At 62.3% G+C, this 22,951-nt stretch carries 23 protein-coding genes; 11 read left to right on the top strand and 12 right to left on the bottom strand.

The window, feature by feature from the left end:
* Positions 1-112 precede the first annotated feature (112 nt).
* Entirely contained in the window at positions 113-601 is a 489-nt protein-coding gene (locus WA070_RS13195) for a helix-turn-helix domain-containing protein (protein WP_422634392.1), read from the bottom strand.
* Positions 602-725: 124 nt separating this feature from the next.
* On the opposite strand from WA070_RS13195, the gene WA070_RS13190 reads away from it, so the two are divergent.
* Complete coding sequence (locus WA070_RS13190) at positions 726-1,100, top strand: hypothetical protein (protein WP_422634391.1); 375 nt, start codon at positions 726-728, stop codon at positions 1,098-1,100.
* Positions 1,101-1,123: 23 nt separating this feature from the next.
* On the opposite strand, the gene trmB is transcribed toward WA070_RS13190, so the two are convergent.
* The 4 genes from trmB to WA070_RS13170 are packed head-to-tail and all read right to left on the bottom strand — an operon-like array spanning position 1,124 to position 4,101.
* On the bottom strand, positions 1,124-1,819 hold the full coding sequence (gene trmB / locus WA070_RS13185) for a tRNA (guanine(46)-N(7))-methyltransferase TrmB (protein ID WP_422634390.1): 696 nt from the start codon (positions 1,817-1,819) through the stop codon (positions 1,124-1,126).
* 53 nt (positions 1,820-1,872) lie between these two features.
* Positions 1,873-2,190, bottom strand: a complete 318-nt coding sequence (locus WA070_RS13180; protein WP_422634389.1) for a DUF3325 domain-containing protein — start codon at positions 2,188-2,190, stop codon at positions 1,873-1,875.
* On the bottom strand, positions 2,180-3,784 hold the full coding sequence (locus WA070_RS13175) for a PepSY-associated TM helix domain-containing protein (protein WP_422634388.1): 1,605 nt from the start codon (positions 3,782-3,784) through the stop codon (positions 2,180-2,182). Before WA070_RS13175 ends, WA070_RS13180 begins: the two co-directional genes overlap by 11 nt.
* Positions 3,781-4,101, bottom strand: a complete 321-nt coding sequence (locus WA070_RS13170) for a hypothetical protein (protein ID WP_422634387.1) — start codon at positions 4,099-4,101, stop codon at positions 3,781-3,783. Before WA070_RS13170 ends, WA070_RS13175 begins: the two co-directional genes overlap by 4 nt.
* Positions 4,102-4,197: 96 nt before the next feature.
* Here WA070_RS13170 and WA070_RS13165 point away from each other — a divergent pair, with 96 nt between their 5' ends.
* Positions 4,198-6,495, top strand: coding sequence for a TonB-dependent siderophore receptor (locus WA070_RS13165; protein WP_422634386.1), 2,298 nt, complete (start codon positions 4,198-4,200; stop codon positions 6,493-6,495).
* Positions 6,496-6,501: 6 nt separating this feature from the next.
* Here WA070_RS13165 and WA070_RS13160 read toward each other — a convergent pair whose 3' ends face one another.
* Together WA070_RS13160 and parE are read right to left on the bottom strand one after the other, a co-directional pair.
* A complete protein-coding gene (locus tag WA070_RS13160; protein ID WP_422634385.1) occupies positions 6,502-7,791 on the bottom strand; it encodes a serine hydrolase in 1,290 nt (429 codons plus the stop codon).
* 9 nt (positions 7,792-7,800) lie between these two features.
* Positions 7,801-9,777 (bottom strand): DNA topoisomerase IV subunit B, encoded by a 1,977-nt coding sequence (gene parE / locus WA070_RS13155; RefSeq protein WP_422634384.1) that lies wholly within the window; start codon positions 9,775-9,777, stop codon positions 7,801-7,803.
* A 177-nt stretch (positions 9,778-9,954) separates the two neighbouring features.
* Between parE and WA070_RS13150 the strand changes: the two genes are divergently transcribed.
* On the top strand, positions 9,955-10,794 hold the full coding sequence (locus tag WA070_RS13150; RefSeq protein WP_422634383.1) for an outer membrane protein: 840 nt from the start codon (positions 9,955-9,957) through the stop codon (positions 10,792-10,794).
* Positions 10,795-10,921: 127 nt separating this feature from the next.
* Here WA070_RS13150 and WA070_RS13145 read toward each other — a convergent pair whose 3' ends face one another.
* Complete coding sequence (locus WA070_RS13145; RefSeq protein WP_422634382.1) at positions 10,922-11,644, bottom strand: GcrA family cell cycle regulator; 723 nt, start codon at positions 11,642-11,644, stop codon at positions 10,922-10,924.
* Positions 11,645-11,759: 115 nt separating this feature from the next.
* On the opposite strand from WA070_RS13145, the gene WA070_RS13140 reads away from it, so the two are divergent.
* Positions 11,760-12,611, top strand: a complete 852-nt coding sequence (locus tag WA070_RS13140; RefSeq protein WP_422634381.1) for an ABC transporter permease — start codon at positions 11,760-11,762, stop codon at positions 12,609-12,611.
* On the opposite strand, the gene WA070_RS13135 is transcribed toward WA070_RS13140, so the two are convergent.
* A complete protein-coding gene (locus tag WA070_RS13135; protein ID WP_422634380.1) occupies positions 12,608-12,748 on the bottom strand; it encodes a hypothetical protein in 141 nt (46 codons plus the stop codon). The two genes, WA070_RS13140 and WA070_RS13135, sit on opposite strands and share 4 nt — an antisense overlap.
* Positions 12,749-12,903: 155 nt before the next feature.
* On the opposite strand from WA070_RS13135, the gene wecB reads away from it, so the two are divergent.
* The 6 genes from wecB to WA070_RS13105 all read left to right on the top strand — a co-directional run bounded on the left by wecB (position 12,904) and on the right by WA070_RS13105 (position 19,154).
* Positions 12,904-14,013 carry a non-hydrolyzing UDP-N-acetylglucosamine 2-epimerase gene (gene wecB / locus WA070_RS13130; protein ID WP_422634379.1) on the top strand — a complete coding sequence of 370 codons (1,110 nt, stop codon included), beginning with the start codon at positions 12,904-12,906 and terminating at the stop codon, positions 14,011-14,013.
* Between the two features lie 15 nt (positions 14,014-14,028).
* Entirely contained in the window at positions 14,029-14,361 is a 333-nt protein-coding gene (locus WA070_RS13125) for a hypothetical protein (RefSeq protein WP_422634378.1), read from the top strand.
* Positions 14,362-14,563: 202 nt separating this feature from the next.
* Positions 14,564-14,800: a hypothetical protein gene (locus tag WA070_RS13120; protein WP_422634377.1), complete on the top strand. Its 237-nt coding sequence runs from the start codon at positions 14,564-14,566 to the stop codon at positions 14,798-14,800.
* A gap of 119 nt (positions 14,801-14,919) precedes the next feature.
* A complete protein-coding gene (wecC, locus tag WA070_RS13115) occupies positions 14,920-16,215 on the top strand; it encodes a UDP-N-acetyl-D-mannosamine dehydrogenase (RefSeq protein WP_422634376.1) in 1,296 nt (431 codons plus the stop codon).
* A gap of 123 nt (positions 16,216-16,338) precedes the next feature.
* Positions 16,339-17,040: a polysaccharide biosynthesis/export family protein gene (locus WA070_RS13110; RefSeq protein WP_422634375.1), complete on the top strand. Its 702-nt coding sequence runs from the start codon at positions 16,339-16,341 to the stop codon at positions 17,038-17,040.
* Positions 17,040-19,154, top strand: a complete 2,115-nt coding sequence (locus WA070_RS13105) for a GumC family protein (protein WP_422634374.1) — start codon at positions 17,040-17,042, stop codon at positions 19,152-19,154. Before WA070_RS13110 ends, WA070_RS13105 begins: the two co-directional genes overlap by 1 nt.
* A 312-nt stretch (positions 19,155-19,466) precedes the next feature.
* On the opposite strand, the gene purQ is transcribed toward WA070_RS13105, so the two are convergent.
* Positions 19,467-20,141 (bottom strand): phosphoribosylformylglycinamidine synthase subunit PurQ, encoded by a 675-nt coding sequence (gene purQ, locus WA070_RS13100; protein WP_422634373.1) that lies wholly within the window; start codon positions 20,139-20,141, stop codon positions 19,467-19,469.
* A 3-nt stretch (positions 20,142-20,144) separates the two neighbouring features.
* Positions 20,145-20,378 carry a phosphoribosylformylglycinamidine synthase subunit PurS gene (gene purS / locus WA070_RS13095; protein WP_422634372.1) on the bottom strand — a complete coding sequence of 78 codons (234 nt, stop codon included), beginning with the start codon at positions 20,376-20,378 and terminating at the stop codon, positions 20,145-20,147.
* A 179-nt stretch (positions 20,379-20,557) separates the two neighbouring features.
* Here purS and WA070_RS13090 point away from each other — a divergent pair, with 179 nt between their 5' ends.
* Positions 20,558-21,310 carry a sulfite exporter TauE/SafE family protein gene (locus WA070_RS13090; protein ID WP_422634371.1) on the top strand — a complete coding sequence of 251 codons (753 nt, stop codon included), beginning with the start codon at positions 20,558-20,560 and terminating at the stop codon, positions 21,308-21,310.
* An 816-nt stretch (positions 21,311-22,126) separates the two neighbouring features.
* Here WA070_RS13090 and WA070_RS13085 read toward each other — a convergent pair.
* The coding region (locus WA070_RS13085; protein WP_422634370.1) for an IS5 family transposase at positions 22,127-22,951 on the bottom strand (825 nt) is incomplete at its 5' end.

The following is a 22,951-nucleotide window of genomic DNA, read 5'->3' as shown; positions in this document are numbered from 1 at the left end:
GCGAACAGGCAATTGGTCAAGGCACCAGACTTTGCGTTTATTGCATCTGCACGGCCATTATACGCAACATGTCGGTACGGCTGACGACGTCCGATTGAACTCAATAAAGCGATTAGTTTTTCTCGCCACGATATTCAGTCAGGACGTCATGAACGATGCTGTCGGATATTACACTGTTCGTTTCGGGCATGGGCCGCGACCAAAGCAGTGTAGCCGTGCGCAAGAGGAACTGCTTGGCTTCGTCGTCCAAGGCAGTGAATAGATCGATCAACTTGTCCTGATGCGGGCCAGATGCCTTATTCATGCGTATTGGGTGGCCAGTTCCTATGAGCAGCCATTCGGGATCGACTTCCAACGTCTCTGCGATCGTGAACAGGTGACGAACTTCGGGTAGCGATTCGGCGTTGCGATACCGGCTGATCGTATTTTTGGGTAAGCCGCTACGCCTTGAAAACTCCGCGTCGCTAAGATTTAACCTTTTGATTAAAAACGCTAATCTTTCAGAAAACCCAGCCTTCTCTTCATTTTTTTTAGCAAAGGATTGCTTTGTCCCAATGTTGGAACTATTGGTCTGATCATGGGAAGCATGAGATTTAGGCATTTATATTCTGCATCGATGAAAGCATTTCTCCGGAACACTGCACAGTCGTACGCCCGCCATAGATGATAAACGCGCAGGCGCGTGAGCAGTTACTCGAGTTCGAAAATACAAGCGGGCCGTCCTTTTGACCAGAAAGGCGGATTTTACGCTGATCGAGCGTGCATACCGTGGCGTTGGCAATCATGCCAGAGCCATGCCCGCCTCACAAGTCGTAAAAATCCCGACAACATGCACGAAAGGGATGGGTGTGAGCGATCAGGAATGCAGTTCCGCAGATATCATCACCGCCCCCAAATCGGGATTTGCGTCCAGATTTCGCAGAGCCTGCAACCCCGGTTATCGCGTGCCGTCCGCCCCGATCAAGCCAAAGCCTGTGCAGCATTCCATCGTCAGCACGGCTGAGGGTGAGAGTTTTGGACGAGGATTTTTAATCGCCATCTGCCTTTCCGTCATGATCTGGACGTTAATCGGCCTGACAGCCTATATTATATTGACGTAAAATGATCGAACGGCGCTGACCGATCACCGCCGCCGGTAGCGGAAGTACCAGACCTCATGCCCCTGTCGCCGCGCCTTCGCTTCATAGCGCGTCTCCGGCCAGCCGCCCGGCCGCGTCAAGAAATCCTCAGGGCTGCTCGCCAGCCATTCGAAATCGGGATGGCCGTTCATCACCATCAACGCCCAGCGCAGATAGACCGGATGGTCGGTGCCGAAGCGGAACTCGCCGCCCGGTTTCAGCTTGCGCGCGATCATCGCGACCGGGCCGGGGTTCATCATCCGCCGCTTGGCATGACGCGCCTTGGGCCATGGGTCGGGGTGCAGCAGATAGACGAAGCTGAGCGATCCGTCGGGGATGCGGCTTAATACCGACAGCGCGTCCCCCATATGCATGCGCACATTGCCCAGCTTCCGGTCGCGCACATGGGCCAGCGCGGTGACGACGCCGTTCAGAAAAGGTTCGCACCCGATAAAGCCATGATCGGGCAGCATGTCGGCGCGATAGGCCATATGCTCGCCGCCGCCAAAACCGATCTCGAAATGCAGCGGACGATCATAGCCGAACAGGTCGGCGGCGGTGATCGCGCCTTCCTCCAGCACCGAAATGGCGGGCAGCAGGCTGTCGACCAGTTCCTGCTGGCCATGGCGCAGCTTGTGACCCGACTGGCGGCCATAGAGTCGGTTGAGCGTCGTGGGATCGCCGGATTTATGCGCTGTCATGGGCAGCGCCGATAGCGGGGGAGGCGGCCGGGAGCAAGTATCGAAGGCGTGGCTCAGGCAATGACGCCGATCAATCCCACGATCAGGGCCACGGGCGCGAGCTGCAATGCCAGTCGCGGTCGCCACGACAACAGCAACACCATCATCACGCCGCCCAGGCAGATCTGCCCTATCCACGCAATAATCCCCTGCGCCACGCCCAGTTGGATTACCGCGACTACCCCGGCGCACGCCAGTAACGCCCATCCCAACACCTGCGCGGTAAACCGTGACGGCATCAGCGAAAGGGGCTTATTTGGCCGATGCTTGTTCATGCCCAGCGTCAGGCTGGCAAATCCGGCATAGCCGATCAAACCCGCTTCAAATAGCATTGACGGACTCCCGCACTATGGCATGAGCAGGCGCGGGTGCTGGCTGTGCGCGGCGACGCGGCGCAGGCGCGGCCTTCACCCGGTTGGCCCGCCATGCGCCAAAGCCCAGCATCGCCCCGATCGCCAGCATCGCACCATCGAACCCGACGAACAGCCAGTCGCCGCGCGCCACGCTGGCGAACAATCCCCGATCCGTCGTTGCCATATTGACCAAAGGTATTGCGACAAAGGCGCAGGCGGCGATCGCGAACAATTCAGGCCATGCCCGCCGCACGGGGCGCGCCAGTGATACTATGGCAAGGCCAAACCACGTCCAGAACATCGCGGACACTTCCATCCCTTCGCGTCCGGGCAGTCCGGCCGGGATCAGGCGGTTGGCCAGCAGGTATGCGGCCATCCCCGCAGGCAGGCATGCGACCGCCGCGATATTCAACCGCTCCACCAGCCTAAATCCAAAGAACGGCTTGGCCTCCGGCTTGCGTCGCTTGGCGGTCCACAGCAGCAGGCCCGATCCCACCATCGCCGCGCCCGTCATGCCCAGCAGGAAATAGGTCCATCGCATCGCAGGCCCGGCAAATTGCCCGATATGCAGACCCAGCATCACGCCCGCAGTCGTAATGGCCGCACCCGGCGTAGCCGAACCGGACAGGCGCTGTCCGGTCGCGCCGGAATAGGTGACGGACGCCGCCCGCGCATTCAGCGTGTCGGCCCCGCTGCGTAAGATAGTGACCGTTGCCGCCGCATCATTGGGATTGCGCACGATCAGCGTGCCGGGCCGCCCGCCATGCCATTCGCGCGCCGCCGCCGCGACCATCGGGGCGATGGGCTTGAGCGGCACGGCCTGCCCCGACGCCTTGCCATCGGCATCCGCGCCATAAGCCTCCGTCGCAAAAACCGTGGGTTGCTTGTAATTGGCAAGGATCGGCCAGGGCATATACATCAGCACCAGCGTGATAAGCCCGGTATAGGTAATCATCGCATGATAGGGCAGGGCCAGCACTGCAGACACATTATGCGCGTCCAGCCAGCTACGCTGCCCCTTGTTCCAGCGCAGCGTGTAGAAATCGATGAAGATACGCTTGTGGGTGACGACGCCCGATATGATCGCCGCCAGCATGAAGATGGCACATACCCCCGCCAGCCACCGGCCCCATGGATGGGGCAATTGCAACTGGAAATGGAAGCGATAGAAATGCTCGCCCCCGCGCGTTTCCCGCGCCTTGATCGGCGCGCCGGTGGCCGGATCAAGCTGGATCTCGCCGCGCGGCACGGCGGCGGGGGGGGCCTTTGGATCGGGAATGGCAAAGATGCGGGTGATCGGCGTGCGATCGTTGGGCAGGTAGATATACCATTGTTCGTCGCTGGGCGACGTCGCCTGCATATGGGCGATGGCGGTCTCCGCCGCGCGCTCCGGCGTCACCGGCGCCAGCCGCAACTCAGGCTGCATCCATTGCGTGATCTCCGGCCGGAAATAGCTCGCCGTCCCGGTCAGGAACATGGCGAACAGCAGCCATCCTGCCAAAAGCCCCAGCCATGTGTGGATCCACGCCATCGACCGGCGCAGGCCTCTGGCTATGGCCGCGTTGCCGCTCATGCGCGCGGCCCCATCATCCATACCAGCGCAATGGACACTAGCGCGCAGCCCCAGATCAGCAGCGCAACCCGCCCGATACGCTGTTCATGAAAAGCCCACAGCGCCAGCAGCGCGTAGATCAGGAAGGACGCGATCATCCCCCAAGCCGTCGCCTCGACCGCCGCGATCGGCAACAGCCGCGCCAGCAGAGACGCCAGTCCAGCCGCCGCCGCATAGCCGCCGATCAGAGCGGTGACGCATCGGCGCACCATCGACCAGGCACGACGATGCGCGCGCCATCGCAGGAAAATGGGTCGGGTCTGGGTCTGTGTCTTCAACGCACTATCCTGATGCTCGGTAGCTTGCCTCTAACGCTTCCCGCGATTAGGTGCAATTGCGAATCGTTCTTATTCGCAAGCCTATTGGGGGTGTTCATGATCCGTTTTTCCGTCCGCCATGCGCGACTTCTTTTGGCCGCCACGGCCATGGCGCAGGCGATCGCGCCCGGCCTAGCCCGCGCCGACGATGCGGCGGATGGCAATGCCGACACGATCGTCGTCACCGGGCTGAAGGATAATCAGACCGGATCGGGGACGAAGACGGACACGCCGCTCATGGCCACGCCGCAGAGCATCACCATCATCGACAATGACGAAATGACACGCCGCAACGCGCTGTCGATCAATCAGGCGCTTGGCTATGTCGCTGGCGTGTCGCCCAATCAGCGCGGCGCGATGGTCACGCGCTATGACCAACTGATCCTGCGCGGCTTTGCGCCGGGCGTGTTCCTCGACGGGATGCGACTGATCGCCGGGCCTTATTCCACGCCTCAGATCGACTTCAACCGGGTCGATCATATCGACGTGGTAAAGGGGCCAGCGTCCGTCCTGTACGGCAATTCCACCCCCGGCGGGCTTATCAACCTGACCAGCAAGATGCCCGAAGCCACCGCGTCGGGCCGGTTTGAAGCGCAACTGGGCAATTATGACAGCTACCGCGTTGCCGCCGACGTCAATCAGCCGCTCGATGCGGATGGACGATTGATCGCCCGCGTGGTCGGCGGATGGCAGAAATCCGATGGCCTGACCGACGGCACCTTCAGCGAACGCTATCATATCAGCCCGATGCTGACCTTCGCCCCCGACGCGGCGACCAGCTTCACGCTGGTGGGCGCATACCAGCATTCGCCCAGCGGCGGCGGCTATTCCGGTGTGCCTGCCTATGGCACGGTGCTGGACAATGGCGGGCTTGGCGAACTGCCGCGCAACATCAACACCGGCGATCCGGGCTATGAGCGCTACAACCACAAGGCCAAGTCGATCGCGGCCTTTTTCCGGCACGATTTCAATCCGCACCTGACCGTCCGGTCGAACATGCGCTATCAGAATAACAAACTGTCTTACCGCCAGCTCTATGTCGCGGGCTTCACGACCACCGGCACTGGCGCAAACCGCAATAGCGATTTTCGCACGATCATTCGTGGCGGCGGCGGGGCGGACGAAGATTTCGACACGCTGACGATCGACAACGGCCTGAACGCCAAATTCGCGACTGGCTTCATCGACCATAATATCCTGATCGGCGTCGATTATCAGCGGATCACGGGCGAGAATGTGCAGCAGTTCAACACCGGCCAAACGGCGAACCCGCTGACCAGCATCCCCAATCTCAACCTGTTCGCGCCGACCTATGGCGGCACGTTGCCCAGCTTCGACCTGACCCAGCTATCGTCCGCCTATACCAATGGCTACAGCCAGCGGGACCAGACCGGCGTCTATGTGCAGGATCAGATGAGCATCGGTCGCCTGCAACTGATCGCCAGCGGGCGGCAGGACTGGTATGATCAGGTCTCGCTCAACAAGCGCAACAACAGCGTGACCCGCCTGGCGCAAAAGGCGTTCACCATGCGGCTGGGTGCGCTCTACGAATTTGCGTTCGGCCTCTCGCCTTATGTCAGCTACGCCGAATCCTTCGAGCCGCAGGCGGGGCTCGTCTATGTTTCGCCCACGCAAAACGATCCCGCGACGCCAGTGACCGGCCACCAATATGAGGCGGGCCTGAAATATCAGCCCAGCGGCACCAGCGCCATCTTCACCCTGTCGGCCTATGACCTGCGCCGCCAGAATGTGCTGGTCGGCCATCCGCAGGCCGGCACCGCCGGTATCCCCAGCACCGCGCAGATCCAGATCGGCGAGGTCAAGGTGCGCGGGCTGGAGTTCGAAGCGCGTGGTGAAATCACACCCGGCTTCGATATCGTGGCGGCCGCCAGCTACACCGACGCCATCATCACGCAGGGCGTGCGGGCCGTCGCGCCAACCGCCACCACCAGCGGTACGCCGAAGACCACAGGCACGCGCCAGCTCGGCACGCCGGAATGGGCTGCATCCACCTTCCTGTCCTATGATTTTGCCAATGGCGCCAAGACAGGCGGTGCCTTGGCGGGCCTCAGCCTTGGGGCGGGGGTGCGCTATGTCGGCGGATCGGATGGGACGACCAATTATGCGGTTATCAACAATGTCACGACCTTCCGTCGCTTCCACACCGACGGCTTCATTCTGGTCGATGCGCTGATCGGCTATGATCTGTCGAAGGCCGGGCTGAACGGCTGGAGCATCGCGGTCAACGCTGCCAACCTGTTCGACAAGACGCACATCTCCGCCTGTCCCTTCAACAACAGCTGCTATTATGGCGCGCCGCGCACGGTCATGGGGTCGCTGCGCCTCAACTGGTAAGGTGTGTCAGGGCGCGGGCGCGATCAGGTTCAGCGCCCGCGTCATCAATGCCACGAAGCGCGCCTCATCGACGCGGGCGGCGGGATTATTCCATCCGCCCGTGATCGCGAACCACTGGCCGTCCTGCCGTTGCGCCAGAAACGTCATGGCGATCACGCCGGGTTCCGACCCGCCCTTATAGCCCAGATAGCGCCAGCGCTTGGCGTCGGCGGGTGCGATGCCGGGATTGACTGCCATGATCGAAAGCGCATCGCCACCCTGCCGCCGCAACCAGTCCATCAGCATCGCCATGTCATGGGGCGACGCGAACCATTCGATACTCTCGATCGCCGTGGGCGTTTCCGCCACGCTGCCGACATCGACCGACGCAGCCGTCAGGTCGCGCGCCTGCGCCAGCAGGATCGCTCGCCGCTCATCAGGCGATGCTGCCGCATATCGCTTGGCCAGATCCGCCCGCTCCGGCATCTTCAACGCAAAAGCCTCTGCCGTGGTCAGTAGCGGTAACGTGCGATCCGCGTCGGCATGGCCGCTGCGCTCCACCATCGCATCCACCTTCGCCCGGCCCAGCGCCAGCAGCAGCGTATCGGCGGCGCTATTGTCGCTCTCGGCGATCATCGCCGTCGCCAAGCTGTGCAGCGTCATTGGCGCACCAGCGGGCCAATCTTTCAACCGCCCTGAAAAGCTGACCGGCCCAAGCGGCACGACATCGCTCCATCGCCGCTCGCCCGCCGCCACCGCCCGCGCCAGTTCGGCAAGAATATAGAGTTTGAACGTCGATCCAGTCGCCAGCCTGTCCCGATCATGCAGCATCGTGCGCCATGTCGGTGCCTCCGCGCCCAGTTCCGCGATAGCAAAACCCGTGCGGCCGGGCAGGGCGGCAATTTCCGCCACCACCTTGTCCATGCTGTCGTTAATCGCCTTTGCGCCCACGATATGCAGGCCAACGACGCGATGGGGTGCCTGCGGCGCAACCACCAGCGTAAAGCCGACCGTCGCCCGTTCATAACGTATCTCGACCTGCCCAGCGGTCGCGCTTTCCTGCCGCACCGCGCCCAGCGCGACTGGCTTGCCATGGCTCGCGCGCAGATCCGCCGTGATCGCCCTCCACCGGTCGATCGGCACTGCGTCCAGAAAGAGCGTGGAAAAATAGTCCGCCTCGTCCCCCGGCCCAGCTAGCAGTGGCAGCAACTGCGCCGCGCGCGCCTGATAGGCAGGCGTCTCAATCATAGCGGGAGCCGCATAGGCGGGCGACAGCGCCAGCGATAAAAGCGCCAGCAACGCCGCCAGAGCCTTCACGCCCCATGCTCAGGCATCGATCGCTTCCTCGTCCACCGCCGCCGCATTTTCCTGAATGAAGGCGAAGCGGTGCGCGGGATTGGTGCCCATCAACCGGTCGACCAGATCGCGCACCTGCTGCCGGTCCTCAATGTCGGTGGGCAGCGTGATGCGGATCAGGCTGCGTGTCTTGGGGTCCATGGTCGTTTCACGCAGTTGCATCGGGTTCATTTCGCCCAGCCCCTTGAACCGGCTGGTCTCGACCTTCTTGCCCTTGAACTCTTTCTTCATCAGCGCGTCGCGATGCGCGTCGTCCTTGGCATAGAGGCTCTTGCCCCCCGCCACGATGCGATAGAGCGGCGGCTGCGCCAGATAGAGATGCCCGCGCCGCACCAGTTCGGGCATTTCCTGAAAGAAGAATGTCATCAGCAACGTGGCGATATGCGCCCCGTCCACGTCTGCGTCGGTCATGATGACGATGCGTTCGTAGCGCAGATGGTCGGGGTTGCAGTCCTTGCGCGTCCCGCATCCCAGCGCCAGTATCATGTCCGCAATTTCCTGATTGGCCAGGATTTTCGCATTATTAGCCGACGCCACGTTCAATATCTTGCCGCGCAGGGGCAGGATCGCCTGCGTCTTGCGATCGCGCGCCTGCTTGGCCGAACCGCCTGCAGAGTCGCCCTCGACCAGAAAGATTTCAGCGCCTTCGGGATCGTCATTGGAACAGTCCGTCAACTTGCCGGGCAGGCGCAGTTTGCGCGAATTGGTCGCAGTCTTGCGCTTGACCTCCTTCTCCTGCTTGCGCTTCAGACGCTCGTCCATGCGGTCGATCACATAGGCGAGCAGCGCCTTGCCCCGGTCCATATGATTGGACAGGAAATGGTCGAAATGGTCGCGCACCGCATTTTCCACCAGCCGCGCCGCATCCGGGCTGGTCAGCCGGTCCTTGGTCTGGCTCTGAAACTGCGGATCGCGGATGAAGACGGACAGCATGATTTCCGATGACGTCATGACGTCGTCGGCGGTGATGTCCTTCGCCTTCTTCTGCCCGACAAGATCGGCAAAGGCGCGAATGCCCTTAACCAGCGCGCTGCGCAGCCCCGCTTCATGCGTGCCGCCATCGGGCGTCGGGATCGTGTTGCAATACCAGCTATAGCTGCCGTCCGACCATAATGGCCATGCGACCGCCCATTCGACGCGGCCCGCCGTGCCGGGGAAATCCTGATTGCCCGTGAAAAACTGGCTGGTCGCACATTCGCGGTCGGCGACCTGTTCCTTCAGATGATCGGCCAGCCCGCCGGGAAACTGAAATATCGCTTCGACCGGCGTATCGTCGCTGATTAGCTCCGGCGCGCATTTCCAACGGATTTCGACCCCGGCGAACAGATAGGCTTTCGACCGCGCCAGCCGGTGCAGCCGGGCAGGCTTGAACTTCTGCTCGCCGAAAATCTCCATGTCCGGCACGAACGTAACCGACGTGCCGCGCCGGTTGGGTGCCGCCCCGACCTTGTGCAACGTCCCTTGTGGCAGGCCTTGCGAAAAGCTCTGGCGAAACAGTTCCTTGTTGCGTGCAACCTCTACCACGGTGCTGATCGACAGCGCGTTGACCACCGATATGCCCACGCCATGCAGGCCGCCCGACGTGGCATAGGCCTTGTCCGTGAACTTGCCGCCCGAATGGAGCGTCGTCATGATGACTTCCAGCGCTGACTTGCCGGGAAATTTGGGATGCGGGTCGACCGGGATGCCGCGCCCATTGTCGCTGATGGTCAGGCGGTTGCCGACCTCCAGCGTGATTTCGATCCGCGTGGCATGGCCCGCCACTGCCTCATCCATGCTATTGTCCAGCACTTCGCTGGCCAGATGATGCAGCGCGCGTTCGTCCGTTCCGCCGATATACATGCCGGGCCGACGCCGCACCGGCTCCAGCCCTTCGAGCACTTCGATGGCGGATGCATCATATTGCTGGGCGGCGGATGCGTTGGCGGCGAACAGATCATCAGGCATATGCCAAGCTATAGGCGGGCCAACGCCGTGCGCAAGTCCAGCGTCCACAGCTTAACCTGTGGCAAGAAGGCAACGTTCACAAAAACTTACATTTTTCAGTGAAACCAAATCTGCAAACGGCTCGTTAGCGGGACGCAGGTTGGTCGAAGAGACCGATCAGGCGAGGAGATTATTTCTATGAATACCAAGTTTATCGCGCCGCTGGGCGTCACCCTGGCTCTGGCTTTTGCAGCGCCGGCGCTCGCACAGGATAGCGGCGCGGTCGATTGGACCGGTCCCTATGTCGGTGGATCGTTCGGCTACACCTTCCAGAAGAACGACAATAACGAACATCTGCGTTTCGACGCCAATAATGACGGCAGCTACGACGACACGATCCGTACGTCCACCGGCGCAAATGCCTTTTCGCCGGGCACCTGCGGTGGTTCGGCGCGTGGCGCAACTCCGGCGGCCGGATGCAATGACGACAAGGACGCGATCAGCTGGATGGGCCATGTCGGTTATGACATGCAGTTCGGCAGCCTCGTTGCTGGCGTCGTCGCTGAAGGCGGCAAGGCCTATATCAGCGACAGCGTAACCGAATATTCGACCACGCCCGCCTTCTACACGATGACGCGCCGGATCGATTATAACGGTAACCTGCGTGCGCGTCTGGGCTATACCACGCCCGGCGGCATCATGCCCTACATCACTGGCGGTCTGGCTTATGCCAAGGTGAAGAACAGCTTTGCGACCAGCAACGGCGCTAACAGCTTCACCGCGAACGACTCCAAGGAAGACGCCTGGGGCTACACCATGGGTGGCGGTATCGAAGCGAAGGTTGCGCCGAACTTCTCGATCGGTGCCCGCTATCTGTGGACCCGCTATAACACCGGCGACTATAACGTCGATGTCGGTGCTGGCACGGCTCCTGCGAGCAATCCTTTCCGCCTGACCCCCTCGGGTGGCGCAAGCATCAACCGTGGCGACAAGTTCGACACGCAGAGCGTGATGGTCACGACGAGCTTCCGCTTCTGATCCACAGTTCTGGAGCGGGTGATCCGACGCAATCGGATCACCCGCTCCAGAACTGAAGCCCAATGAAAAAGGGCCGGTTCCTCAACAGGAACCGGCCCTTTTTAATATCTCGGCGAACCGTATGAAATCAGCGAACCCGTGGGCCACCAAATGGCAGCGGCGGGGGCGGGCGGCGCGTGCCGCGCGGCAATTGTGCCTGATAGGCGCGACCGCAATGTTCGACGCAATAGGGGAAGCCGGGGTTCACCTGCTCACCACAGAAATGGAAATCCGGCTCGCCCGGATGCCCCATCGGCCATTTGCAGATCCGCTCGGTCAGGTCGAGCAGCGACGTCTTTGCAGCGATCTCGGCGCTTGGCTTGGCCGGGACCAGACGGCGCGGCGGGGCTGGCGGGATCGGCGCTTGCTGATCGCCTGGGCCTTGACGCAGGAACCCGCCGGGGCCGACCGAAACGATCCGGGGCTGTGGCGGGGGAGGCGGTGCGTCAGTCGCAGCGGCCGGTGCCGCCGGAGCAGCAGCAGCAGGTGCAGCCGGGGCTGGCGTCGGCGCGGGAGCCGTCGCAGCGGCCCGCACCGGTTCCGGCGCGGACGACACGGGCGCAGCAGCGCGGGGTGCTTCGGCGGCAGGCGCAGCGACTGGCACGACCTTGCGCGGCGGCACTGGCGCGGCCTTCTTGGGCGCGTCGTTCGCCTTAACCGGCGAAGGGCGTGATTGCAGGCCCAGGCGATGCGCCTTGCCGATCACCGCATTGCGGCTAACCCCGCCCAACTCCTCGGCGATCTGGCTGGCGGTCAGACCGCGCTCCCACATCGCTTTGAGCTGGTCGATCCGTTCATCGGTCCAGGACAATGAAAAACTCCTCACAAAACAGGCTTGGCTTCCTATATGGGAAGCGGGCGCGCATGTTCAAATGTGTAAACTGCGCGCTTGCAGCACAACGTCCCAGCCGATAGTCGATCCCATCATGAACGACCAGCCCAAAATTGCCGCCGTATCAGCACCATTTCCCGAACCGGGCGTGCCGCAGATTCGCAACATCAACTGGACCGGCACATGGGCGCTGTACCGAAAAGAAGTGCATCGCTTCATGAAGGTCCAGCTTCAGACCGTCTGGGCGCCCGCCATCACGACCTTGTTGTTTCTGGTTATCTTCATCGTCGCGCTCGGCGGAGCCGGTCGCACGGTGGCCCTGCGTGGACAATTGGTGCCGTTCGCCGATTTCGTTGCCCCCGGCCTCATCATCATGGGCATGATCAACGCCTGCTTCGCCAACGCCAGCTTCGCGCTGATGGTCGGCAAAGTGCAGGGGACTCTGGTCGATTATCTGATGCCGCCCATTGGCGTGGGCGAATTGCTGTTCGCGCTCGTTGCTTCGTCGGTCACGCGCGCACTGATGGTCGGCTGCGCGCTGTGGGCCGCCATGGCCCTGTGGCCGGGCGTTCATGTCACGCCCGCGCATCTGTGGGCGGTGCTGTGGTTCGGCCTGCTCGGCACCAGCTTCATCGCCTTTCTGGGCGTGCTGACGTCGATCTGGGCCGACAAGTTCGATCATGGCGCAGCGATCACCAACTTCGTCATTGGCCCGCTCGCCTTGCTGTCGGGCACTTTCTATTCGATCGACCGGCTGCCGCCCTTCTTTCAGGGGATCAGCCACGCCAACCCCTTCTTTTACATCATCTCCGGCTTCCGCTACGGCTTCGTAGCGGCGGCGGACACCAATGTCGTGGTGGGCAGCAGCATCCTGCTCGCGCTCAACCTGATACTGGGCACTGCCTGCTACACGCTGCTCAAGCGCGGCTGGAAGATCAAGGCTTAGGCAAAGGCTGCAAAGACTGGTCCGATAACCATCAGCGCGACCAGAAACACCGCCGCGATCAGCCAGTGATACCAGCGGGGCAGGGCGTCATCCCCCTGTTCCATCCACGGCCATGGCCATCCGTCGTCTGGTTTCACGCGGCTTTTCCTTTTTACTCGTCACATCTTAATCCGCTCGCAATGACGATATAAGAAACACGTCCGCATAAAGCCACATCGTACCCACACGTTCAGCCAATCGTTACATTCTTCTGCCATAGCGACACCATCGGCCCCATGACGAAGGATGTTGCGTGAAGGTTGCTCTGGTATTCGGGACACGCCCCGAAGCGATCAAGATGTTTCCCGTCGTCCACGCCCTGCGCGCGCAACCGGGCGTCGAAACGCGCGTCATCGTGACCGCGCAGCATCGCGGTCTGCTCGATCAGGTACTGGAAATCGCCGGGATCGTCCCCGACGTCGACCTCAACGTCATGACCCCCAATCAGACGCTCGATGGCCTCACCGCCACGCTGATCGTGGAACTGGGCAAGGCGTTCGACGCCGAAAAGCCTGACCGCGTCGTCGTGCATGGTGATACGCTCACCACCATGGTCGCCAGCCTCGCGGCCTATTATCGCAAGATTCCGGTTGCCCATGTCGAAGCGGGCCTGCGCAGCGGCGACATCCATCACCCGTGGCCGGAGGAAGTGAACCGCCGCGTCGTCGCCTGCATCGCCGACATGAACTTTGCGCCTACACAAGCCGCCGCAGACGCGCTTCATCGCGAAAGCCGGGATGCGGCGGGCATCCACATCACCGGTAACACCGTCATCGACGCGCTGCTAGCCACGCGCGAACGGGTGCGTGCGCAGCCATCCATGGCGGCAGGACTGGATGAACTGGCCGCGCGCTTTGCCGACAAACGCATCATCGCCGTCACCAGCCACCGGCGCGAAAACTTCGGCGGTGGCATGGATGCCATCGCACAGGCCATCGCCGCCATCGCCGCGCGTCCCGACGTGGCGGTTATCTTCCCCGTCCACCCCAATCCCAACGTCCGCCCGGTCATGGACGCGGTGCTGGGCGGCCTGCCCAATGTCGCGATGATCGACCCGCTCGACTATCCCCATTTCGTCCGCCTGCTCGACCTGTGCCATCTGGTCCTGACAGATAGCGGCGGCGTGCAGGAAGAAGCGCCCTCGCTCGGCAAGCCTGTCCTCGTCATGCGCGAAACCACCGAACGGCCCGAAGGCGTAGAGGCTGGCACCGCCCGACTGGTCGGCGCAGACCGCGACCGGATCGTGCGTGAAACGCTGGCTCTGCTGGACGATGACGTCGCCTATGACGCCATGGCCCGCGCCCACAATCCCTTCGGCGATGGCAAGGCAGCGCAGCGCATCGCGGCGATCATCGCGGGATAAGGTGTTTCATATAACATGGCGATCTATGACCAATATCGCATTCTGACGCGGACCGGGGTTATCCTCAAGATAATCGGTACGGCTATCGCCATACATTCATTATTTTCGCTGATATTGCTCAGCGGATATTTTCTCTTCGGCAGTTTCATAATGTGTGAGACGCGCTGCACGACGGAGCAGGCTTGGCTCGCAGCGGCATTAGCTTTTTCTCCAATCCTGCTGATACTTTCTATGTTGTCCGGCTTTGCCTTGCTTTTCTCGCGCGCATCGACGGCCCGTTTTATTATGGTTGCGCTCCCGTCAGCCTGTGTGATGGGCATCAGGATAGTCGATGGTTTCGCGGGGTGATCGCGGCGGGTTGATATATGTGGTATAAAGGCAGCGACGCAGCGACCTCGACCTGCTAGGGCGACCCCATCGCCGCGAAACCCTGCCCGCAAGCATTCGCACCGACCGAGAGACACATTCGCGCTCCCGCTTGCCAGGCAAGGCGCGTTTTCATGTCCCACTCTTTCATTCTCGCATCATCCGCCCCGATGGAGGCGCGCATATGAGCCGCGCCGTCAACGTCAATGCGCAGGTCGCCGATGTGACCGCGCTGTGTGCCAAGCATGCCATCGCCATTTCCACCATCGAGCCGCTGGCGTCGGGCGGCACGCGCGTCGTCCTGCTAAACCCCATCGGCGCCGATCGCATCCGCGAACTGCTGGCCAAAAAGCTCATTACAGACCCCATCGTGCGCTCGCCGCTCCACATGGCGCGCCAGCCGCTTCCACGCTACAGATAGGGCGATAATCCGCACGCCGCGCATTTTTCGTTCGGCGTGCGGTCCCAATATTACCAAAATCTTCAGCATTTCCGGGCAAGCCACAGACAGGATCATCGTCTGAAGGATTGCCCCGTTCCATGCCTGTCGACGCCAAACAAAAAGTGTCCGTCATTGGCCTTGGCTATATCGGCCTGCCGACCGCTGCGCTGATTGCCCGCGGGGGCGCTCAGGTGGTGGGCGTGGATGTGTCCGCCCATGTCGTGGAAACCGTCAACTCCGGCCGCGTTCATATCGAGGAAGTCGATCTCGACGGTCTGGTGCAGGGCGTCGTCGCGCGCGGCAATCTACGCGCATCGCTGACGGTGGAGGACAGCGACGTCTTCATCATCGCGGTCCCAACGCCCGTGTCCGAAGACCGCGCCCCCGACATCTCCTATGTTCTGAAAGCCGCCCGCACCATCGCCCCGGTGCTGAAAAACGGCGACACGGTGATCCTCGAATCCACATCGCCCGTCGGCACGACCGAAGCGATGCGCGACGTGATCGGCACGATGCGCCCGGACCTGAAAATGCCCGGTCTCGGCACGGCGGGCGACATCGCCATCGCCTATTGCCCCGAACGGGTGCTGCCCGGCCGCATCCTCGTGGAACTGATCGATAATGATCGCTGCATCGGCGGCATCACGCCCCGTTGCGCGCGCAAGGCGCTGGGCTTCTATCGCCAGTTCGTGCGCGGCGCATGCATCACCACCACCGCCCGCGCCGCCGAAATGGTCAAGCTGGTCGAAAACAGCTTCCGCGACGTCAACATCGCCTTCGCCAACGAATTGTCGGTGATCGCGGAAAATATGGACATCGACGTGTGGGAAGTGATCCGGCTGGCCAACCGCCATCCGCGCGTCAACATCCTGTCGCCCGGTCCCGGCGTCGGCGGCCACTGCATCGCGGTCGATCCGTGGTTCATCGTCCATGGCGACCCCGAAAACGCCCGCATCATCCGCACCGCGCGCGAAGTGAACGACGCCAAGACCGATCATGTCGTGGCCAAAGCATCCGACATGATCGACAACGCCCCCGGAGAGGACATCGCCTGCCTGGGACTCGCGTTCAAGGCGAACATCGACGACTTCCGCGAAAGCCCTGCGGTCAAGGTCGCCGCGCGCCTCGCCCGCCGCTATGGCCGCCGCGTCAAACTGGTCGAACCCTATGCGCAGGCGCTGCCGATGGAGTTCGCCGGAACCGGCGCGGAGCTGATCGATCTCGATACGGCTCTGGAACAATGCGGCCTGTTCGTCATTCTTGTCGATCATGACATGTTCAAATCGGTCCCCGTCGACGAACGCGCCGACAAGCTGGTCTACGACACACGCGGCATCTGGCCGGACCAGCCGCGCCGCGCCTTCGATCCGACACCGGGCCGCATCGCGGTCTAGGCATCGCCCATCCGCCGCAGCCCGTCGCGCACATGGTTGCCATCGTCCCGCCCCCCCGCTAACTGCACAGGCTCACGGCGCTTTTGCGCGTCCGGCATCAGCCAGCAAGGGGGACTATGCCGCATGATAGGCGACGCGCGCTGGCCGGCGACCGGCCTTCTATTGCTGATGCTGCTGGGTGGCTGCGCGACCGTAGAGGATGCGCCGCGCGGTGACGCCGCCTATGCGGTGATGCCCGCACCGCCCGCCGTTGGCGTGGACTATCACATCGCCCCGGACGATATTATCCGTATTCGGATATATCACGAACCCGACCTCTCGCTGGAAGATGCGCAGGTCACAGCCGCAGGCATGATACGCATGCCCCTGATCGGCGACGTATCGGTTGCGGGCCTTTCCGCCACCGAAGCGGGCGACGTGATCGCGGGTCAATATAGCCGCCACATACTCGTCTCCCCCCAAGTCAGCGTCTTCGTCAAAAAGGCCGTCGGCCGCCGCATCACCGTCGATGGCGAAGTGCGCGAACCCGGCCTCTTCCCGCTCGACGCCCGCCTCACCCTGTCGCAGGCGGTCGCGTTGGCCAAGGGGCCAACCCGCCTCGCCAGCCTCGCGCAGATCGTCGTTGTGCGCCAGTCCGATGGCCAGCGGCAGGCCGCCATGTTCGACCTGTCCGCCATTCGTAAAGGGCAAGCGCCCGATCCCGAAATCCTGCCCGGCGACACCGTGATCGTCGGCCTGTCGCGGGCGAAGGCGATATTGGGCGGCAGCCTGCTTGCCATCCCGGCACTCGCCACCGGGTTCATCGCGCTGGATGGGAACCGCTGATGGCCGCCTCGCTCGCATCCGATCATCTGCCGCCACCGTCCGATCAGACCGGTCGCTTCGTCGCCACCGCGCGCAAAAGCTGGCTGATCCTGCGGCGGCACCGCGTCATCCTGTTCGTCACCATGGCGCTCAGCCTGATGGCGGGGCTGCTCGTCATCCTCATGTCCACCCCCGACTATCGCGCCACCGCATCGGTCGAGGTGCAGGATATTCCGGCCGGCGCAGCCGGGGCGGGGGCCAGTGGACGACCCAGCGCCGAAGATACCGAATCGCTGATGCAGACCGAACTGGAAGTATTGCGCAGCCGGGCGCTGGCGCAGCAGGTCATCCACGACCTCGCGCTCGTCGGCAACGCCACCTTCTTCGACGGCATGGGCCGCAGGCGCCCGACGGAGGGGAAGGGTGCCCTGACCCAGCGCCAGATCGAATATGAACAGACGGTCGGCCTGTTGCGCGACAATCTGGAAGTCGAACTGCCCGGCAAGTCCCGCGTCCTGCGTATCAGCTTCGTCAGCGCCGACCCGGTCCTGTCCGCTCGCGTGGCCAACAGCTATGCCGACAATCTGATCCGCGCAGACCTGAAACGCGGCTTTGAATCAGGCGTGCAGGCGCGCCGCTTCCTGCTGGGCGAACTGGACGGCGCACGCGGCGACCTTGCCCGTGCGGAGCGCGACCTGTCCGTCTACGTCGCCCGATCCGGCGCTGCCGTGGATCCGCAGCTTGACGGCAAAGCAAAAACCAAACCCACCATCGCCCCGCCCGACGGCAGCATCGCCACGCGCCTGACCCAACTCAACGCCTTCCGCGCCCAGGCGCTGGCCGACCGCATCGCTGCGCAAAAACGCTGGGAAAGCGCGCGCAGCGCCAGCGCCGAAACTTTGCCCGAAGTGCTGGGCAACGGCGCGATGCAGACGCTGATGACCGAACGCGCGCAGGCACGGGCGCAGATCGTAGAAGAACGGCAATTCCGCAAGGATGGCCATCCCGAAATGCGCGAAGCCCGCGCCCGCCTCGCCGTGCTGGACGATCAGGCGCAAAGCCTCGCCAACACCATCCGCGCCTCCCTGCGCGACCAATATGAGGTTGCCGTGCGCGGCGAAAAACAGATCGCATCGGAAATCGCCGATCTGGAACAGGAGGCGCAGACGGAGCAGGGCCGCGATGTCCAGCGCGGCATCATGCAACGCTCCGTCGATACCTACCGCATGCTGCACGACAGCCTGCTGCAACGCTATCGCGACATGGCGTCGCAGGCCGGCTTTCAGGCGGGTCGCATCCAGCCGCTGGACAAGGCCGCCGTGCCTGCCAATCCCTTTTCCCCCCATATCGGGGTCACGCTGTTGATCGCCGCGCTGGGCGGCATCGCGATCGGCCTGCTGCTCGTCGCCGCGCGCCATATGTTCGATGATGCAGTCACATCGGCCGACACGCTGGCGGAACGGGTGGGCCTGCCACTCATCGGCGCCGTCCCCGTAACGGGCGACGCGCCCCAGCCGCCCGAAATATTCGCTCCCATCGCCGCGTCGCTGCTGCTCGCATCCGCCGATGGCCTGCCCCGATCGCTGCTGGTGACGAGCGCGCAGGAGGGGGAGGGCAAGTCCCTGACCGTCCATGCGCTGGCCCTCGCGCTCGCCAGCCTCGACAAGCGCGTGCTGGTGATCGACGGCGACATGCGCCGCCCGGTCCAGCACCGCCTGTTCCGCCAGCCTGCCGGTCGCGGCATATCCGAAGTGCTGACCGGACAGGCGCGCGCGCGTGACGTCATCATCGATAGCGGCGTGCCGGGCGTGGCGCTGCTCCCCTGCGGCGCAGTCCCCCCCAATCCCGCCGAACTTCTCTCAACCAACGCCTTCGACGCCATGCTGGCCGATCTGCGCGAAGACTATGACACGTTGTTGATCGACGCGCCGCCGATCCTGGGCCTGGACGACACGCCCGCGCTTGGGGCGAAGGTGCAGGCCAGCCTGATGGTCGTGGAATGGGGCCGCAACCACCATGGCGGCCTGCGCACCGCCGTCGACCGCCTCCGCCGCTCCGGCGTCGCCATCGTCGGCGCGATCCTGACCAAGCAGCAAGGCCGCTCGGTCGATTATGACTATCATAGGGCAGGGTAGCGAACGGCGACGGTAGAGAGGGTAAGTATCCCACCGGCTCCCCAATCCCGTTGGGGCTGGCCCTTCGACTGTCTGCCACGGCAGGTGCTCAGGATAAACGTCACCAAAGATGAAGTCGAAGCCTCTTGAGCTTGCCCCCACCCCCGTTCGTTTCGAGCGAAGTCGAGAAACCAAGCGCAGCGCTACTTGCTTCTAGACTTCGCTCGAAGCGAACGGAGGTGGTTAATCGTCACGCTTAACCAGTGCGTCGCAACGCTCCTAATAACGATGAGATTTTAAATATGGCTGTTAGGGTCAGCCCAACTCAAGCTCTCAGGCCCGCGCCATCAAACCTTCGACCAGCCCATCGAACAGCCGCTTGCCATCGGTCGCGCCATGCGCCGCCTCGATCACGCGCTCAGGATGCGGCATCATGCCCAGCACATTGCCCTTGTCGTTCAATATGCCCGCGATGTTCCGCGCCGATCCGTTCACGTCCTCGGCATAGCGCAACGCCACCCGGCCTTCGCCCTCGATCCGGTCCAGCGTATCGGTGTCGGCGAAATAATTGCCGTCATGATGCGCCACAGGATAGGAAATCCGCTCGCCAGAGTCATAGCGACTGGTGAACGCACTCTGCGCATTCTCCACCGTCAAGGCCACGTCGCGGCACACGAAATGCCCACCTGCATTGCGCAGCAGCGCGCCGGGCAGCAACCCCGCCTCGGTCAGCACCTGAAATCCGTTGCAGATGCCCAGCACATAGGCGCCACGATCGGCGGCCCGCGCCACGGCCTGCATCACTGGCGATCGTGCAGCCATCGCGCCCGACCGCAGATAATCGCCGTACGAAAACCCGCCCGGCACGCCGATCAGGTCGATGTCGTCAGGCAATTCGCTGTCGCGGTGCCACACCATAACGGGCTTCGCACCGGTCGCGGCCTCGAACGCCACAGCCAGGTCGCGGTCGCAATTGCTGCCCGGAAAGACGATGACGGCGCTCTTCATGGCTCAGGCGACCTTTTCGATGCGGTAATTTTCGATCACCGTATTGGCCAGCAGCTTGCGGCACATCGCGTCGATATCCTCGTCGCTGGTGCCATCGGCCAGGTCCAGTTCGATCAGCTTGCCCGCGCGCACTTCGTTGACGCCGCCAAAGCCCAGTCCGTCGAGCGCATGATGGATCGCGCGGCCCTGCGGATCGAGCACACCACCTTTGAGGGTGACGAAGATGCGGGCTTTCATGGGACGCGAACTCCTTGGGCGTAAGACCGTGCGGCGCTGCCCGACGGGGCAGGGGGCCGACAATGCCGCTCCCCTAATCCTGGCGCGGCACGGAGGCAAGCCATTATGCCGCCCCGCCGCCCGCGAAATACCCCAAATCATTTGGCATCCATGACGCAGATTGCCTAAGCGCAAAAGCCATGAACCCCGACCATCTCTATTATGCCTGCGCCATCATCGCCGTCATCCTTGCGGGGCTGGCGAAGGGCGGCTTTGCGGGCGTCGGCGCACTTGCCATGCCAATCATGGCGATCGGGGTCGATCCGGTGCGCGGCGCGGCGATCATGCTGCCCATATTGATCCTTCAGGACGCGGTCAGCGTCTGGGTCTATCGCCGCGACTGGGACGCGGGCATCCTCAAGGTCATCCTGCCCGGCGCAGCGATTGGCATCACGCTCGGCTGGCTGTTCGCCGCGCAGGTCTCCGAAACGGCCGTGCTGGGCGTATTGGGCGCCATCTCCATCCTGTTCGGCCTGCAAAGATTGTGGCTGGAACGAAACAAGACAGCGCTCCTGCCATCGGATTCGCCCGGCTGGGTCGGCATGATATTCGGCATCGCCAGCGGCTTCACCAGCCAGATCGCCCATGCCGGATCACCCCCGTTCCAGATGTGGGTACTCCCCAAACGCCTGCCCCGCGACATGCTGGTCGGCACCACCGCACTCGCCTTCGCCGCGATGAACTGGATGAAACTCCCCGCCTATGCCGCGCTCGGCCAATTCACCCACGCCAACCTGATGGCGACGGCCATGCTGGTCCCGGTCGCGATCGTCTCCACCTTCGCAGGCGTAGCGCTGGTCCGGCGGGTGGACCCAGCGCGCTTCTACACACTCATCTACGCGCTAATGGTGCTGCTGGGCGCGAAATTGGTGGCGGATGCGATGCTGGGGTAAGGGAAAGAATAAGGCCGATCTCACCTCCATCGTCACCCCGGACTTGATCCGGGGTCTCGCTGCCTGACTTACATCGCGGCGAGAGAAGCGGGATCCCGGATCAAGTCCGGGATGACGATGGCTGGAGACACCTAACGACCATAGAGCGCCCGAACGATCATCCTGCATAGGATACAAGGACCATCCATTGATGCGATGGACCTGATTAACGCTTCTCAAAAATGAACATAGTAGGAGCTTAGAAATACCGACGAAATCCAGAATTTGTGCGTGTAAACCTCCCACCCCTTGGGCCGTATTCCACACCGGAAGTGACAACTATTCCACTACTTACTGTCGAATTTCGTCGCCGGAGAATACTTTGATCGATCAAATTTATCTTTCTAACAGCCACTTCATGGTCGAGGTGTCCTCTTACAGACCATGCCTCCTTCCCGACCCATTTGATACGAACCCAATTACCATCCTGCTCCAAAACTTCGACTTCGGTCCCGTAGGGCGGTATGATCCGAACTGCGCTACCTAGCCAAGGCTCGTAAAAGCAGATCGCATCATCCACCACGATGAACGAAGTTCTACCCAGATCTCGGATTACGCTGCTCTCTCCCATGGTAAATCTGCCTTAGACTGATAATGCAATACTTCCGTTTTACCATAGCATCTCAATCATGCCGATCGTTATCGGAATCCGATTGAATATTGTTCGTTGGCGCATTGCATCTTCGCGCGCTTTGGGAGCAGGGTAGGGCAAGGGTTCCCATCTGCTCGACAATGTTGCTTTCTTTTCCCGCTCGGCAGCCGCTCTGAGAGGCTGACTCATAAAGAAGCGGTTTGATTACAGTCGCGTGCGATTCTGCGGATGATTTGGTTGACGGATGCGATGAAAAGCCAGGTGGTGGCGCTTTCGATGGTTCGCTCGAAGTCCTTGGCGAGGCGGCGGTTGCGGTTCAGCCATGCGATTGTCCGCTCGACTACCCAGCGGCGTGGCAGAAGCTTGAAGCCCTTGGCGGCGTCGGAGCGCTTAATTATGTCCAAGGTCCATGTGCCGATTTTGGTGAGCGCGGTGCGCAGTTTGTCCCCGGCATATCCCCCATCGGCGAAGACGTGACGCAACCACGGGAAGGTTTGGCGGATGCTGGCAAGGACGTCAGGCGCACCGTCGCGATCCTGGATATCGGCGGTGTGAACGATGGCACCGACCAGCAGGCCCTGCGTGTCTGTGACGATGTGCCGTTTGCGACCCTTGATCTTCTTGCCCGCGTCAAAGCCCCGTGGGCCGCCACTTTCTGTCGTTTTCACACTTTGGCTATCGATGACACCCGCGCTGGGAGAAGCTTCCCGACCCATCGCTTCACGTGCCATTAGCAGCAGGGCGTGGTTGATCGATTTCCACACACCCATTGCGCTCCATCGGTAGAAATAATGCTGTACAGTGGTCATGGGCGGAAATAGCCCTGGCGGCAGCATCCGCCACGGCAGTCCGCCCCGAAGCAGATAAAGGATCGCCTCGACAATCTGCCGGTAATCCCAAACTGGCGGACGACCGAGCTTCGAACGCGGTGGGAGCAGCGGTTCCAAAATCGCCCATTCCGCGTCAGTCAGATCACTTGGCAAAAGCAGTTCGGCTCTGGCATACTGCCG

The sequence above is a fragment of the Sphingobium sp. genome, from assembly GCF_049304695.1.
Classification (GTDB): Bacteria; Pseudomonadota; Alphaproteobacteria; order Sphingomonadales; family Sphingomonadaceae; genus Sphingobium.
This window is presented reverse-complemented; position numbering and strand designations above follow the sequence as displayed.